Annotated in this window: 16 protein-coding genes; 13 read left to right on the top strand and 3 right to left on the bottom strand. The window is 61.5% G+C overall.

Annotated elements, in window-relative coordinates; genetic code table 11:
• Positions 1–65: 65 nt before the first annotated feature.
• From ACX3M4_RS08820 to ACX3M4_RS08810, 3 genes are all read left to right on the top strand, one after another.
• A complete protein-coding gene (locus ACX3M4_RS08820) occupies positions 66–986 on the top strand; it encodes a DMT family transporter (protein ID WP_459358210.1) in 921 nt (306 codons plus the stop codon).
• A gap of 98 nt (positions 987–1,084) precedes the next feature.
• Positions 1,085–1,669, top strand: a complete 585-nt coding sequence (locus ACX3M4_RS08815) for a nitroreductase family protein (protein ID WP_459358209.1) — start codon at positions 1,085–1,087, stop codon at positions 1,667–1,669.
• Positions 1,670–1,974: 305 nt separating this feature from the next.
• A complete protein-coding gene (locus ACX3M4_RS08810) occupies positions 1,975–2,520 on the top strand; it encodes a DUF2867 domain-containing protein (RefSeq protein ID WP_459358208.1) in 546 nt (181 codons plus the stop codon).
• Here ACX3M4_RS08810 and ACX3M4_RS08805 read toward each other — a convergent pair.
• Both ACX3M4_RS08805 and ACX3M4_RS08800 read right to left on the bottom strand, forming a co-directional pair.
• Entirely contained in the window at positions 2,505–3,161 is a 657-nt protein-coding gene (locus tag ACX3M4_RS08805) for a cupin domain-containing protein (RefSeq protein ID WP_459358207.1), read from the bottom strand. The two genes, ACX3M4_RS08810 and ACX3M4_RS08805, sit on opposite strands and share 16 nt — an antisense overlap.
• A gap of 138 nt (positions 3,162–3,299) precedes the next feature.
• Entirely contained in the window at positions 3,300–4,130 is an 831-nt protein-coding gene (locus tag ACX3M4_RS08800) for a substrate-binding periplasmic protein (protein ID WP_459358206.1), read from the bottom strand.
• Between the two features lie 289 nt (positions 4,131–4,419).
• On the opposite strand from ACX3M4_RS08800, the gene ACX3M4_RS08795 reads away from it, so the two are divergent.
• Both ACX3M4_RS08795 and ACX3M4_RS08790 read left to right on the top strand, forming a co-directional pair.
• The gene (locus tag ACX3M4_RS08795) at positions 4,420–5,895 is read left to right on the top strand and encodes a helicase HerA domain-containing protein (protein ID WP_459358205.1); all 1,476 of its coding nucleotides are present in this window, start codon (positions 4,420–4,422) and stop codon (positions 5,893–5,895) included.
• 350 nt (positions 5,896–6,245) lie between these two features.
• Positions 6,246–6,614: a hypothetical protein gene (locus ACX3M4_RS08790; protein WP_459358204.1), complete on the top strand. Its 369-nt coding sequence runs from the start codon at positions 6,246–6,248 to the stop codon at positions 6,612–6,614.
• Positions 6,615–6,636: 22 nt separating this feature from the next.
• Here ACX3M4_RS08790 and ACX3M4_RS08785 read toward each other — a convergent pair whose 3' ends face one another.
• The gene (locus ACX3M4_RS08785; RefSeq protein WP_459358203.1) at positions 6,637–6,951 is read right to left on the bottom strand and encodes a hypothetical protein; all 315 of its coding nucleotides are present in this window, start codon (positions 6,949–6,951) and stop codon (positions 6,637–6,639) included.
• Between the two features lie 200 nt (positions 6,952–7,151).
• On the opposite strand from ACX3M4_RS08785, the gene hmgA reads away from it, so the two are divergent.
• The 8 genes from hmgA to ACX3M4_RS08745 all read left to right on the top strand — a co-directional run bounded on the left by hmgA (position 7,152) and on the right by ACX3M4_RS08745 (position 14,605).
• Entirely contained in the window at positions 7,152–8,519 is a 1,368-nt protein-coding gene (gene hmgA, locus ACX3M4_RS08780) for a homogentisate 1,2-dioxygenase (RefSeq protein ID WP_459358202.1), read from the top strand.
• Positions 8,519–9,397, top strand: coding sequence for an MBL fold metallo-hydrolase (locus ACX3M4_RS08775; RefSeq protein ID WP_459358201.1), 879 nt, complete (start codon positions 8,519–8,521; stop codon positions 9,395–9,397). The genes hmgA and ACX3M4_RS08775 overlap by 1 nt, the downstream gene beginning before the upstream one ends.
• A 7-nt stretch (positions 9,398–9,404) precedes the next feature.
• A complete protein-coding gene (locus ACX3M4_RS08770) occupies positions 9,405–10,421 on the top strand; it encodes a fumarylacetoacetate hydrolase family protein (RefSeq protein WP_459358200.1) in 1,017 nt (338 codons plus the stop codon).
• Positions 10,422–10,696: 275 nt separating this feature from the next.
• Positions 10,697–11,287: a carboxymuconolactone decarboxylase family protein gene (locus ACX3M4_RS08765; protein ID WP_459358199.1), complete on the top strand. Its 591-nt coding sequence runs from the start codon at positions 10,697–10,699 to the stop codon at positions 11,285–11,287.
• Positions 11,284–12,243: an MBL fold metallo-hydrolase gene (locus ACX3M4_RS08760; RefSeq protein ID WP_459358198.1), complete on the top strand. Its 960-nt coding sequence runs from the start codon at positions 11,284–11,286 to the stop codon at positions 12,241–12,243. The genes ACX3M4_RS08765 and ACX3M4_RS08760 overlap by 4 nt, the downstream gene beginning before the upstream one ends.
• A 3-nt stretch (positions 12,244–12,246) precedes the next feature.
• On the top strand, positions 12,247–12,771 hold the full coding sequence (locus ACX3M4_RS08755; protein WP_459358197.1) for a DinB family protein: 525 nt from the start codon (positions 12,247–12,249) through the stop codon (positions 12,769–12,771).
• A gap of 23 nt (positions 12,772–12,794) precedes the next feature.
• Positions 12,795–14,411 (top strand): FAD-dependent oxidoreductase, encoded by a 1,617-nt coding sequence (locus ACX3M4_RS08750; RefSeq protein ID WP_459358196.1) that lies wholly within the window; start codon positions 12,795–12,797, stop codon positions 14,409–14,411.
• Entirely contained in the window at positions 14,411–14,605 is a 195-nt protein-coding gene (locus ACX3M4_RS08745) for a DUF2783 domain-containing protein (RefSeq protein ID WP_459358195.1), read from the top strand. Before ACX3M4_RS08750 ends, ACX3M4_RS08745 begins: the two co-directional genes overlap by 1 nt.
• Positions 14,606–14,871: the final 266 nt, after the last annotated feature.

Here is a 14,871-nt window from a genome sequence, read left to right as displayed (position 1 = left end):
CATTTCATGAAGAAGATGAAAACTAGGAATTTCATTTATTCGCCTGACAGCTGTATCGACGAAGCATGAAGACCGCGACCCTTTCCTTCCTTCGTCTTGACCCCACCAGAGCAACGCTCGTCATTGCCGCCTCGGCCGCCTGTTTCGGCCTGGTTCCCGTCTTCGTCCGGGAACTCCAGGGACTGGGGACGGGGCCGGCGACGATTGCGCTCTACCGGTACGGATTTTCCGTGGTCTTCCTCTTGCCGTTCCTGCCTTTGCAAAAGCACAAGCGGGGCGGGGCGCTGCTGATGGCTGGAGCAGGATGCGTGCTCGGTCTCAGCCTGATCGGGTATCTGGAAGCCTTGCAGACTGCGCCGGTGGCCGCAGCCGGCGTAGTCTATATGTCCTACCCGGTCTTCGCAGCCCTCTTTGCCTTTTTGCTTCTGCGGCAGGCTCTGACGTGGCGTTCCTTTGCCGCCGCCGGACTGGTTGTGGTGGCGGCCGCACTTCTGCTCGACCCGTCGACGCTCTCTCCCGAGGTCTTCCAGGCACTCCTGTGGGCCGTTCCGGCACCGGTCGCCTTCGGCTTTCTTGTGGTCGTCCTCAGCGGTCTTGCCGGTGCTCTGAATTCCGCGGAACGAACGGCCTGCGGGCTCTCCGGTTCCGTCATCGGGCTCCTGCCCCTGGCAATCCATGAGGGACAGGGCTCGGTGCTGCCCTCCACAGGTAACGAATGGGCACTGATCGTCACGATGGGGCTGGCGACTGCGCTTATCCCCCAGATCCTCTTCACAATCGCCTGCCAGAAGGTGGGGCCGGTGCGCGCCGCAGCCGCCGGAAGCTTCGAGCTTCCCACCATGTTCCTTGTCGGCTGGCTGGTCTTTGGCGAGACCATAGGTCTGCGGGAAGCCGCCTCGGCTGCCTTGGTTCTCTCTGCCATTTTGGTCGCCCCGGCGATTGCGGCAAAACCGGCAAGAAAAGGGGACCTGGTACCAGCAGAATAATATCTCGATACAAAGTATCTTGATATAAAGATAAAAACGCCCTATCTCCACCTCGTCCGGGCAGCTACAAGCCCGGACCAGAGACTGGAGAAAACCCGATGACTGCCCGTACGCCCGCCCACCCGATCGAAAACCTGTTTGTCGACCGCTGGTCGCCGCGCTCCTTCGACCGTTCCGAAATGCCGGAGGCGGACCTGAAGACGATCCTGGAAGCCGCCCGCTGGGCGCCGTCAGCCTTCAACATCCAGCCCTGGCGCTTTGTCTATGCCCGTCGCGGCGATGCCAACTGGCAGACCCTGGTCGACCTGCTCAACCCGTTCAATCGCGACTGGGCCCGGCACGCCTCCGCGCTTGTCTATCTCTTCTCCGACAGTGAGGTGGACGGCAAGGACGGCAAGCCCAACCGGGCGAACGGTGCCCATGTGTTCGATGCCGGATCCGCATGGACCCATGCAGCGCTGCAGGCCACCGCGCTTGGCTATCACAGCCACGGCATGGCCGGCATCCTGAAGGACGAGATCCATTCAAAGCTCGGCGTACCATCACGCTTCCAGCCACATATCGCCTTCGCCATCGGCCGCCGCGGCGATGTCGCCGAGCTGCCGGAAAGCCTGCAGACACGCGAAACACCGAGCAGCCGCAAGCCGCTCGACGAAATCGCCTTTGCCGGCGCCTGGGGCTGAAGTCTCTGGTTTGAAAGGGACGGCGGGAAAACCGGCCATTTGGTTGCTCTGAAAATCCCGCCATCGTCATCCTGGCCAAGCACAGCGCGAGCCGGGACCGGGGAGGCAGGGACATCGCCATTGTCGGTCATGTCCATGATAGGCCTCGGCTCACCGGTCCCGGATCTACGCTTCGCTGCGTCCGGGACGACTGCGGGAAGGTTTTGGTTTCTCGGAGCGTTCTCAACTGCGGCAATCTGCTCAGGGGGCGCGCGAGGAAACGGGGTTATGCTTCTCCTGCTTGCAACATTCGACAGGAGCCGGGCATGAGCACAGCCGACACGCTACCGGCGGAAAGCCGCCTCCACGCCTATGCCGCGCCGAATGACTATCTCGACACCTTTTCCATGCCGCTTGAGGGGAGGGACGATCTCGCCGTTGCCGACATGCGGGTTCTGGCCAATCACATTCTGACGGCCGAAATAGGCTGGGTGTCGGCTTTGATGTCCTTGCGCGACCGGCTGGTCGGACTTGCCGGGATGAAGACGACCAAAAAGCTCTCGGAGAACCAGGGCGCGCCCGATCCTGCTGCGAAGGGGCCGGGAGACCGGATCGGTTTCTTCAGGATCTATTCCGTTGCCGAGAACGAGATCATTCTTGGTGAGGACGACTGGCACCAGGATTTCCGGATTTCCGTCTTCCGCTCCGCCGGAGACACACCGAAGATCTTCGCCGCGACCTGCTGCAAACGCCACAATATAGCAGGCCATGCCTACCTGGCACTCATCCTGCCGTTTCACAAGAGGATCGTCACGTCGATGCTGGCCAAAGCTTCGTCAAACCTGCTGCCGGGTCATCAGCCAGCCAGATGACCGGTCTTGCGCCACACGCGGGTTCCCTGTGTGGTGCTGACCCTCTGACGGCTTCCGGGTGGCAGGCGCAGCCAGGTGCCCTGGTCATGGCGGCCGCTCTCGTCTGAAAAACTTCCCTCAACGACAAAATATTCCACCCCGCCGGGGAAGGCCTGTGTGTCAAAGGCCGCACCGCGTTCCCAATCGAGCATGACGACTTCCTCGTCCGGGCTGATGAAGAGAGGCAGGATGTGTTCGCCCGCGCGACCGTTCTGCCAGCCGGCGGGGTCCAGCGTGTTGATGCGGACAAAGGCATCGTCAGTCGGCTGCATCTGGCGCAATTTCACCAGGATCACCGCCCCCGGCTCGCTGGATGGCACATGGCTGGAACCGGGTGGGTTGCGCACATACATGCCTTTGGGAAAGTCGCCGCTTTCGTCGGAAAAGACACCGTCCAGAACAAGAAACTCCTCGCCCATCTCGTGCTTGTGAGCGGAAAAGGCTGAGCCGGGTGCATAGCGGACCAGGCTGGTCGCCCGGGCAACCTCGCCGCCATCGCGCTCCAGCATGCGCCTTTCGACACCGGCCATGGGTGAAGGCACCCAGTCGAGCGTGGCACTGTCGACGATGGCTGGTTGCGTCAGGTCTGCGTGGATCTGCATCTGGTCCGGTTCCCGTAAGGATGACTTTTCAATGACATGGGGCGTATTGCCGGCATGTGAAGAGGCGGAGGTTGAAATCATTGTGACAAGGAAGTGGCCTCGCTTGAAAGGGCTCGGCGAGGGGCAAGAGAACTTGCTTCAGGAGGGGCTGTTTTCGCCGTTATCTTCCTTGATCTGCTCCGGCCAGAGCAGCCGGTCGTATTCTCCGCTGTCGCGCAGCGCCTTCAGCCCATGATTGAACCGGGTACAGAGCTCTTCGCCCTTTTCGATCTTTTTCGAGACGATCACCCTGTAGTCCCATTCAACCGCGACGTCCGTCAGGGGGCGGAACCTCTCGGCACCGCCGCCTTGAAAGGCCTTGGAGATCGAATCGGCAGCAACTTCGCCATTGCTCATGACAAGGTCGATACGGCCGACATTGAGCATGATGAAGAGATCTTCCAGCGTCGCCTGCCGGGTGATGGTGACGGTGCCTTTCGAGACCAGCCGGTCAAGGTCCTCTCCGAGGGCAGCACCTTCGATCACACCGAGGCTCAGTCCTTCAAGGTCGCTCATGTCTTTCGCTGAAACCGGACGGTCGACTGCATAGAAAAACTGTTCGAATTCCATGAGCACGGCATCGCAGAAATGGAAAAAGGGTTCCCGTTCCGAGGTTCTGCCCCAACCGGCAGAGGCATCCCAGCGGCCTTCCTGGGTCTCCAGCAACGCCCGTTTCCAGGGAAAGAAGCCGTATTCGACGTCGAGGCCTTCCAGCTCAAAGGCTTTGGTCACAACCTGGGCATAAGTCCCGAAGCCTGTGGCCTCCTCGGAAAAGTAAGGTGGCCATTCACCGACAGCGATGCGGACGGGGTTCGCAGTGGCAGGTGATATCTGGAGGAAAGGCAGCGATAGCAGCAATGCCGTGACCAGCCACTTTGCCCTTGTAAAAACAATTCTGTACAGCAAGCCGGTCAAATGCCAGATCGTCACGGTAAATTTCCCGAAAAGCCCCGTTTAAACTGACCTTAGCACAAGAAACCCGGTTTTGCCGAAAGGGATAGCGAGACTGACTCAACGCGATCCTTCCGCCGGTTCGAGACGAGCCAGATCGGGTCAAGCCGGACCCGCAGTGCACATTGCGGTGGAATTCTGGGAAAACCCCGCTATACCGCCCGGGTGGCTTTGCAAGCCGCCCGGAATCGTGCTGACTACCGCACTGCATGAAATCGGATGAACGGAGAAGCCGCAGCGCTGCCGAGGCTGCAAGAAAAGTGGTCGCATGACGGTACAAATCGATATCGGGGAAATGACGGGCGGCGCACGTGCCGGTCTCGACTTGGAAGAACTGCTGGCGACCCGGCTTCTCGTACAGGGCAATTCCGGGTCTGGAAAGTCGCATCTTCTCAGGCGCTTGCTTGAACAGTCTGCCGCCTGGGTGCAACAGGCCATCATCGATCCGGAAGGCGACTTCGTGTCTCTGGCCGACAAGTTCGGCCATGTGGTGGTCGATGCGGCCGGCACGGAAAAGGACCTGCAGATGATCGCGGCGCGCGTGCGCCAGCACCGGGTCTCCGTCGTCCTGAACCTTGAGGGCCTTGACGCGGACCGGCAGATGAAGGCGGCTGCGACGTTTCTGGATGGCCTCTTCGATGCGGACCGGGATCTCTGGTATCCGATGATCGTGGTGGTGGACGAGGCGCAGCTGTTTGCGCCTGCCGCAGCCGGCGAGGTGACTGAGGAAGCCCGCCGCCGCTCGCTCGGTGCCATGACCAACCTGATGTGCCGCGGCCGCAAGCGTGGCCTTGCCGGCATCATCGCCACGCAGCGCTTGGCCAAGCTCGCCAAGAACGTGGCCGCCGAAGCCTCCAACTTCCTGATGGGCCGGACCTTCCTCGACATCGACATGGCCCGCGCGGCGGATCTGCTCGGCATGGAACGGCGCCAGGCGGAGAGCTTCCGAAATCTCGACCGCGGCCATTTCATCGCCCTCGGCCCGGCCATGTCGCGCCGGCCGGTGCCGGTGAAGATCGGGCCGGTGGAAACCATGGGCCGGGGCGGAAGCCCCAAACTGATGCCGCTGCCGGAACAGCCCAAGGAAGAGGCCAAGGACCTGATCTTCACGCCGGGCGCGGACGAGATCCAGCCCGTGCGCAAGCGGTTCGTCGAACCGGTGGTTTCCACCGGCGAAGTGCTGGATCAACTGTCCAGCGCGCAACGCACCAACGAACAGCAGGTGCCGCAGCCCGAAAGCCTCCTGGATTTCGGCGAGCGCGAAGAGAAGATCGCGGAAATCATCGCCGGCATCCTTGAGGACGAGGAGGCCGCCTTCCAGCCGATCGCGTCGCTCTACCAGGATTTTCAGGTCCGCTGCCGGATTTCCAAGCTGCCGGGCGGCGCGCCGGACCTGCAGAGCTTCCGCGAGAAACTTTCGGTCGCCCGGGCCGGGGTCGAAAAAGGCGAGATGGACGACAGCGCCTGGGCACAGGCCGAGCTGATCGCCTCCGAGCTGCCGGAGGACATGCGCGGCGTCTATCTGCTGCTGGCCAAGGCGGCGATTGCCAAGGCGCCGTGCCCCGGCAATATCGAAATCGCGACCGCCTACGGCACCCGCTCTCCCGGCCGTGCCCGCTGGCTGCTGAGCCATATGGAAGAACGCGGTTTTCTCGTCTGCGCCACCGACCTGCGCGGCAACCGCATCGTCACTCTGACCGACCTTGGCTGGCAGACTGCCCCCGGTGACGAGGCGGCGGCTTAAGGCGATTTTTCCGGGCAGATTTTGCGAGCCATTCGTCGGGATGTTCCTTTTCGACTCTCAGCCTTTTTTCTCCCGCAATGGTCAAGCTATGAGCTAGCGGCCCATCCTTCGAGACGGCCTGACGGCCTCCTCAGGATGAGGTTGTGCGTGTCCGACGCGCACCACTGATACCCTCGACCTCATCCTGAGGAGCCGCGCTAGCGGCGTCTCGAAGGATCGGCCACAAACTCAGATTCCACACAACTTTGTCCACTTTTCTTGATCGCTGAAAACGTACCCGGTTTCATCGACACGCTGGCGAAGCACCACATTTTCGCGCATGCTTTTCCAAGTGCAAAGGGAGGCGCCGGATGACGCTGGAAGAGACCATCGACCTTTATTGTGCCGCCTGGTCGGAACGGGATCCCGACTACCGCCGGGAGCAGCTTGAGAAGGTTGTGACACCAGATGTGCGCTATACTGATCCCCAGACGGACGTTGCGGGCTGCGCGGATCTTGTGGACCACATTTCCGGCGTTTTGGCGGGCCGGGTCGGGGCGAAGGTCGTGCGCACCAGCGCGGTCGACAGCCATCACGGCACGGCGCGATTTGCCTGGCAGCTGGTCAAGGCAGACGGCACGGCGCTGCCTGAGGGGCTGGATGTTGTCTGGATCGACGAGGAAACCGGCAAGCTGAAGACGGTTCTCGGGTATTTTGGTCCATTGAAGCATCTGGACTGAATGTCCCGATTGTCCGACCTTCTCAGATGGCCGGACGCATTCTGCGCTTGGATCCGTCCGGGGAAGCATCGCCTGGCTTCTGCGCCAGAAGATACTCGAGCTGCGACAGTTCCAGCGTGATGCCGTCGATGGTGCGGGTCAGCACGCTTTCCAGATAACTGCCGCCGGGCGAGCGTTCGCGGATGGCGATTGCCCGTTCCCGCGCAGTGCGCAGATAAAGCATCATGGTGCGCACGTCTGCGGGCGTGACGTCCGTGGTCGGGACAGCGTCCAGAACAGGAGACGACGCGGCAAGAACCGCACAGGATTGCTCATGGGAGGGATTGGCCAGCCGCATCGGTAACCTCAAATGTTCCTATTTTGTTCTTGTATAGATCAGAATGCGGGCAGGTTCAAGCCGCAAGAATTTACCAGAGTGACCGAGCCTGAAAACTGCGGAACTCCGGCAAAGATGATCAGAGAGCAGATCACCGCTTGATCCGGTGGATCAAATTGGTTACATATGCAACTAAATTCACTCCGAACCGGGAGGATGTCATGGATCAGAGAACGGACAGCAGTCAAAATCTCTCAGGCAAGGGCCGCAATTCGACCCTTGAATATATGCCGGGCTTCGGCAACGATTTTGAAACCGAGACCCTGCCGGGCTCCTTGCCGCAGGGGATGAACAGCCCGCAGAAATGCGCCTATGGCCTTTATGGCGAACAGCTTTCAGGCACTGCGTTTACGGCACCCAGCCACCAGAACGAGCGCACCTGGTGCTACCGCATCCGTCCGTCGGTCAAGCACACCGGCCGCTTCAGGAAGATCGATCTGCCTTACTGGAAATCCGCGCCGAATGTCTGCGACGATGTCGTGTCGCTCGGCCAGTACCGCTGGGACCCGGTGCCGCATTCCGGCGAAGGCCTCAACTGGATGACCGGCATGCGCACCATGACGACGGCCGGCGACGTCAATACCCAGGTCGGTATGGCCAGCCACATCTATCTGGTGACCAAGTCGATGGAGGACGAGTATTTCTACTCCGCCGACAGCGAGCTTCTGGTGGTGCCGCAGGAAGGTGTCCTGCGCTTTTGCACCGAACTCGGCGTCATCGAGCTGGAGCCGAAGGAAATCGCCATCCTGCCGCGCGGCCTCGTATACCGGGTCGAACTCGTGGAAGGCCCGGCACGGGGCTTTGTCTGCGAGAATTACGGCCAGAAGTTCGAGCTGCCGGGCAGGGGACCTATCGGTGCCAACTGCATGGCCAATCGCCGCGACTTCAAGACGCCTGTTGCCCACTACGAGGACCGCGAGGCCCCGTCGACGGTGACGGTGAAATGGTGCGGCCAGTTCCACGAAACGAAGATCGGCCATTCGCCGCTCGACGTCGTCGCCTGGCACGGTAACTATGCGCCCTGCAAATATGATCTCCGCAACTATTGTCCGATCGGTGCGATCCTGTTCGATCATCCGGACCCGTCGATCTTTACGGTCCTGACCGCACCTTCCGGCGTGCCGGGCACGGCCAATATCGACTTCGTGCTCTTCCGCGAGCGCTGGATGGTGGCCGAGAACACCTTCCGCCCGCCCTGGTATCACAAGAACATCATGTCCGAGCTGATGGGCAACATCTACGGCCAGTACGATGCCAAGCCGCAGGGCTTCGTGCCGGGCGGCATGAGCCTGCACAACATGATGCTGCCGCATGGGCCGGACAACAACGCCTTCGAGGGAGCGTCCAATGCCGACCTGAAGGCGGAGAAGCTCGACAACACCATGTCCTTCATGTTCGAGACAAGATTCCCGCAGCACCTGACGGAATTTGCCGCCAGGCAAGCCCCTCTCCAGGACGATTACATTGACTGCTGGGACTCCCTGGGCAAAAAATTCGATGGCACGCCCGAAGGAACCTGGGACAAATAATGAGCACATCAGCAGTTGCGGATCGTGAAGACCGCCTGGTCATTCTCGGCTCCAAGGGCGGTCCGGCCATTCGTCCGGGCGGTCCGTCGCCGACGAGTTCCCTTCTCGACATCGGCGGCCGCCGCTGCGTGGTCGATTGCGGCCTCGGCGTCACGCGCGGGCTGATCGATGCGGGCATGGTGCTGAAGGAGCTCGACCTCATCTTCATCACCCACATGCATTCCGACCATGTTCTGGAACTGGGACCGCTCATTCACACGGCCTGGACGACGGGCCTGGCGACGCCGGTCAAGGTCTTCGGTCCGGCGGACCTGATGGAATACTGGGACGGGTTCCTGGATTCCATGCGTTACGACATAGACCTCAGGATTGACGACGAAGGCCGTCCGGACCTGCGCGGTCTGGTCGAGATCCATCTGATCCAGGAAGGCGAGCTGCCGCTTGGCGACGACAAGGTCTCGGTCAAGGCGCTCCGGGTCGATCATCCGCCGGTGGTCGACTGCTTTGCCCTGCGCTTCGAAGTGGACGGCTGGTCGGTCGTCTTCTCCGCCGACACGGCCTATTTCCCGCCGCTCGCGGAATTTTCGAAGGACTGCGACCTGCTCGTCCACGAAGCGATGCTGGCCCGCGGTGTCGATCGCATCGTCGAGATTACCGGCAATGGCGAACGCCTGCGCGAGCATCTGCTGGCGAGCCATACGATGGCGCCGGACGCGGCAAAGATTGCGGCGGCGGCCGGCGCGAAGACGCTGGTGCTCAATCACCTGATCCCGGCAGACCTGCCGGGGTTCGAAAAGCAAGAATGGCTGGAAGCCACAAAGGGCTTTCCGGGAGAAACCATCGTCAGTCACGACGGCCTGGCGATCACAAGGAGCTGAGAACCCGATGAAACTGGCAACGCTCAAGGATGGCAGCCGCGACGGCAAGCTGGTGGTGGTCAACGACCGCCTGACCTATTGCACCGATGCAAGCCATATCGCCCCGACCCTGCAGGCCGCTCTCGACGACTGGGAGCATGTGGCGCCAAAACTCGCCCTGCTTGCCGAAAGCCTCTCCCACGAAGCCGTCCCAACCATCCGGTTTCATGAGCACGACGCCCTGTCGCCGCTGCCGCGTGCCTATCAGTGGGCCGACGGCTCGGCCTACGTCAATCACGTCGAACTGGTGCGCAAGGCCCGCGGCGCCAAGATGCCGGAAAGCTTCTGGTCCGATCCGCTGATGTATCAGGGCGGTTCCGACAGCTTCCTTGCTCCGCGCGATCCGATCGCCATGAAGGAAGAAGCCTGGGGCATTGACATGGAGGGCGAGATCGCCGTCATCACCGGCGACGTGCCGATGGGTGTCAGCGCCGATGAGGCGCGGGACCACGTCCGACTGGTGCTGCTGGTCAACGACGTTTCCCTGCGCGGCCTGATCCCGGCCGAACTCGGCAAGGGCTTCGGCTTCTTCCAGTCCAAGCCGTCCTCCGCCTTCTCGCCGGTGGCCGTGACGCCGGATGCGCTTGGCGACGCATGGAAGGGCGGCAAGCTGCATCTGCCGTTGCATGTCGACCTCAACGGCAAACCCTTCGGCCGGGCAAATGCCGGCGTCGACATGACATTCGACTTCGGCCAGCTCATTGCACATGCTGCCAAGACCCGCCCGCTCTGTGCCGGCACGATCATCGGCTCCGGCACGGTCTCCAACAAGCTTGAGGGCGGTCCGGGCAAGCCGGTGGCAGAAGGCGGTGTCGGCTATTCCTGCGTTGCCGAGATCCGCATGATCGAGACCATCAACACGGGCGAAGCCAAGACGCCTTTCCTGAAATTCGGCGACATGGTCCGCATCGAGATGCTCGACACCGAAGGCCATTCCATCTTCGGCGCCATCGAGCAGACGGTGGAGAAATTCGGGGCCGCCTGACTTTTGCTGAAAGGCTGAGCCGCGGTCTTCGGGGTGTGGACCCCCACCCCTAACCCCTCCCCACAGGGGGGGAGGGCGATCAGGCCCTGCCAATTGGTTGGGGAAAATCAGCCTGGCGAATCCGTGTTGGGCACAACAGCGGGACAAGAATTCGGACCCGTCCCCCTCCCCCTTGTGGGGAGGGGCCAGGGGTGGGGGTACAGCCGAATTGAGGCTGGAAGAGCTGCAGAGGGCACTGCTTGCGGCGGGAAAACATGTTTGAGGAGGAAGGCGTTATGCCTCATGTCGAGCCGCTCGACCGGGCGGATCTGCCCCAGTTTGAAGAAAAGTTCGCGCGCTATGACGCGATCCGTGGCTTTCTGCCCAATTCGATCCTGACGATGGCGCGGCGGCCGAACATCGCCAAGGCCTTCATGGATCTGAACCAGGCAGTCCTCTACGAAGGCACGGTGCCGGAAGACCTGAAGATGATGGTGGCGCTGATGACCTCCATGGCAACGGGCTGCCGCTACTGCCAGGGCCATATGGCAAACCTCAGCCACGTCTACGACGTTTCGGACGAGAAGATCGCCGCCGTCTGGGAGTGCGAGACCTCGCCGCTCTTCTCCGAAGCCGAAAAGGCCGCGCTGATCCTGGCCAGAGAGGCGGCGGGCGTTCCCAACAACGTCACGGACACCCATTTCGCGGCTTTGCGGCCGCATTTCAACGACGCCGAGATTGTCGAGATCGTCGCCTCGATCGCTCTCTTCGGCTACCTCAACCGGTGGAACGACACCATGGCCACCACAATGGAAACCCATCCGGCCGCCGTCGCCAAAAAGGCGATGCCCGCATGGGACGCAGGCAAACACGGAGCTTCAAGATGAGCAAGCAATTCGCCTCCGCCGGCGACATGACCGAGAAGAAAATCTCATTCACCGAGATCGGCAAGGACCTCTGGGCCTTCACCGCCGAAGGCGACCCGAACACCGGCGTCATCATCGGCGATGACAGTGTCATGATCGTCGAGGCGCAGGCGACCCCCGCACTCGCCAACAAGGTGATCGAGAAGGTGCGGTCCGTCACCGACAAGCCGATCAGCCATCTTGTGCTGACCCATTATCACGCCGTGCGCGTGCTGGGGGCTGCTGCCTATCGGGCGCCGACCGTGATCATGAGCCAGAAAGCCCGGTCCATGGTCGTGGAACGCGGTGCAGAGGACCGGGAATCGGAATTCATGCGCTTCCCGCGTCTGTTCATGGGCTATGACAACGTCAACGACATCCCGCCCCTGACCTGGCCGACCACCACTTTCAACGACCGCATGACCGTCTATCTCGGCAAGCGGCGGGTCGATCTGCGCTTCCTTGGCCGCGCCCACACGGCTGGCGACATCGTCATCCACGTGCCGGACCAGAACGTCATGTTCACCGGCGATATCGTCGAATACCATTCGGCCTGCTATTGCGGCGACGGCCATTTCAACGACTGGCCGACAACGCTTGAGGCGATCCGGTCCTTCGATGTGGAAGCCATCGCGCCCGGCCGCGGCGATGCGCTGGTCGGCAAGGACATGGTAGGCAAGGCGCTGACCAACACGGCCGATTTCGTTTCCTCGACCTATCGGCCGGTGGCCCGGGTCGCCCAGGGCGGCGGATCGCTGAAGGAAGCCTGGGACGCCTGCCGTGCCGAATGCGATCCGAAGTTCAAGGACTATGCGATCTACGAACACTGCCTGCCCTTCAACGTCGCCCGCGCCTACGACGAGGCTCTCGGCATCGACACGCCGCGCATCTGGACGGCGGAACGCGATGCCAGGATGTGGGCGGATTTGCAGGGGTAATCAATGACCTCCGCCCTTGATCACCTTCGCCTGATGGCCCGCAACAACGCTTATGCGAATGAGCGGCTGTACGAGGCCTGCCGTGCGCTTTCGCAGGCCGAGTTCGAGGCGGAGAGAACGAACTTCTTTCCGTCGATCCGGGAGACGCTCAATCACAATTGGGAGGTCGACCGCTACTATCTGGACGCACTTAACGAGCTGGGTCAGGGCCTGTCGGTGTTCGACAGGCCGCATCTGGCCAGTGTCCAGGAGTTGAGGGTCGCCCAGGAGAGCCTGGATCGTGCCTTGGTCGGCTTTTGCGACGCGCTCACGGAAGACGATCTGGACCGGACGATCCCGCAGGACCGGGGCAAGGATGGCGTGAAGCACGAGACAATTGCCCACACGCTGCTGCACCTCTTCCAGCACCAGATCCACCACCGCGGCCAGGTGCATGCCATGCTGGCCGGAACCAGCGTCGCACCGCCGCAGCTGGATGAATTCTTTCTCGACTTCGATCGCCATCCGGCGGCTGAAAAATACCTCTGACGCAGGAGCCGGGAGGATAGCCTGTGACCAAACTCTTTGAAGCACCGCTTTACCCCTACAAGCGATCGCCCGATCAGGATGCCCCGGCACCGGTGCGCCATCCGGTGGTCGTCATCGGTGCCGGCCCGGTCGGTCTTGCGATTGCCATCGATCTTGCCCAGGCCGATGTTCCGGTGGTCGTGCTCGACGACAACGACAAGGTCAGTGTCGGCTCAAGGGCGATCTGCTTTTCCAAACGGTCTCTGGAAATCTTCGACAGGCTCGGCTGCGGCGACGAGATGACCGACAAGGGCGTCGTGTGGAACGTTGGCAAGGTCTTCTTCGGCAACCGGCAGGTCTATGATTTCAACCTGTTGCCCGAACAGGGCCACAAGCGGCCAGCCTTCATCAACCTGCAGCAATATTACTGCGAGCTCTATCTGGTCGAGCGCATCCGCGCGCTGCAAGCTGCAGGCAAGCCGGTGGAAATCCGTGGCCGCAACAAGGTCGCCAATCTCGACGCCCGCGACGACCACACGCTCGTCACCGTGGAAACGGTGGAAGGGGCGTACAATCTGGAAGCCGGCTGGCTGATCGCGTGCGACGGGGCCGGTTCGCCTTCCCGGCGCATGCTCGATCTCGACTTTGTCGGCCGGGTCTTCGAGGACAATTTTCTGATCGCCGATGTCATCATGAAGGCGGACTTTCCGACCGAACGCTGGTTCTGGTTCGACCCGCCATTCAACAAGGACCAGTCGGCGCTGCTGCACAAGCAGCCGGACGGGGTCTGGCGCATCGATCTGCAGCTTGGCTGGGACATCGACAAGGACGAAGAAAAGAAACCGGAAAACGTCATCCCGCGCCTCAAGGAAATGCTGGGCGATGATGTCGAATTCGACCTGGAATGGGTGTCGATCTACACCTTTCAGTGCCGGCGCATGGAAAAGTTCCGCCACGGCCGGGTGATCTTTGCCGGTGACAGTGCCCATCAGGTTTCGCCCTTCGGCGCGCGCGGGGCCAATTCCGGGTTCCAGGATGCCGACAATCTCGGCTGGAAACTGAAGCTGGTCCTGGACGGCAAGGCGCCGGAAAGCCTTCTCGACAGTTATGCCTTCGAGCGGGAAATGGCGGCGGACGAGAATATTCTGCAAAGCTCGCGCTCGACCGACTTCATCACGCCGAAGTCCGAGATCAGCCGTGTCTTCCGTGACGCTGTGCTGGATCTTTCCGAACACTACGCCTTTGCGCGGCCACTGGTGAATTCCGGCCGTCTGTCCGTGCCCTGCATTTATGACGGCTCGCCGCTGAACGGCCCGGACGCCTGGGGCTTGCCGGTGCGGACCCGGCCCGGCAGTCCGGCAGTCGATGCCCCCTTTGGGGATGCCTGGCTGCTCGAGGCGCTTGGCGGCGGGTTCACGCTGCTTGGGCTTGGCACAGACGTGCCCGAAGCGCTCGAGTTTCACGGCTTGACCGTCAATGGCATCAACGCCGCGGCTGACGCCATCGGCCCGGAGCTGAAGGAAAGGTATCTGGGAGAAGCGGCTGCGGCTGTCTATCTGATCCGACCCGATCAGCATGTCGCCGCGCGCTGGCCGGCTTACGACGCGGCTGCCGTCGAAAGCGCGCTCGCCCGGGCACTTGGCAAAGAAGGAGAGGCCTGATGACAGAGCTGGTGACCACACCGCAACTTGAGCAACCGGACGGTTTCTATGCCGCGCTGCTGGCTGCGCACGACACCCTCTCCAAGGCCGACAGCGATGCCTTCAATGCCCGGCTGATCTTGCTGATGGCCAACCAGATCGGGGATCGGACCGTGCTGGAAAAGCTCCTTGAGGCGGCGCGGCAGCAGGACTGAGAAAGACCGGTTCGGCGCAGGAGAAGCTTTTCTCCTGCGCAAACTGGCGAGGTTGCCAGGGATTGCGGTTTTTAAAATCCTGGGTTGTGGATGCGGCGTACCGAAAACCAATGCAGGTCATTGTATTTATTTTGGGCAAAAATAGTTTCATGAATTCACAGCTATATCTCGTTGCCGCCAAAGACTAAAAAGCTGCCGATTTAATTTGCGATGGCAAAGAAAAGCGGTCCCCTGAATTCTTCACCAATTGTTTAGCCGCCAAGCTT

It is taken from the genome of Roseibium sp. M-1, assembly GCF_054515675.1.
The sequence above is the reverse complement of the archived record's forward strand: the minus strand, read 5'-3'. Positions and strand labels throughout refer to the sequence as shown.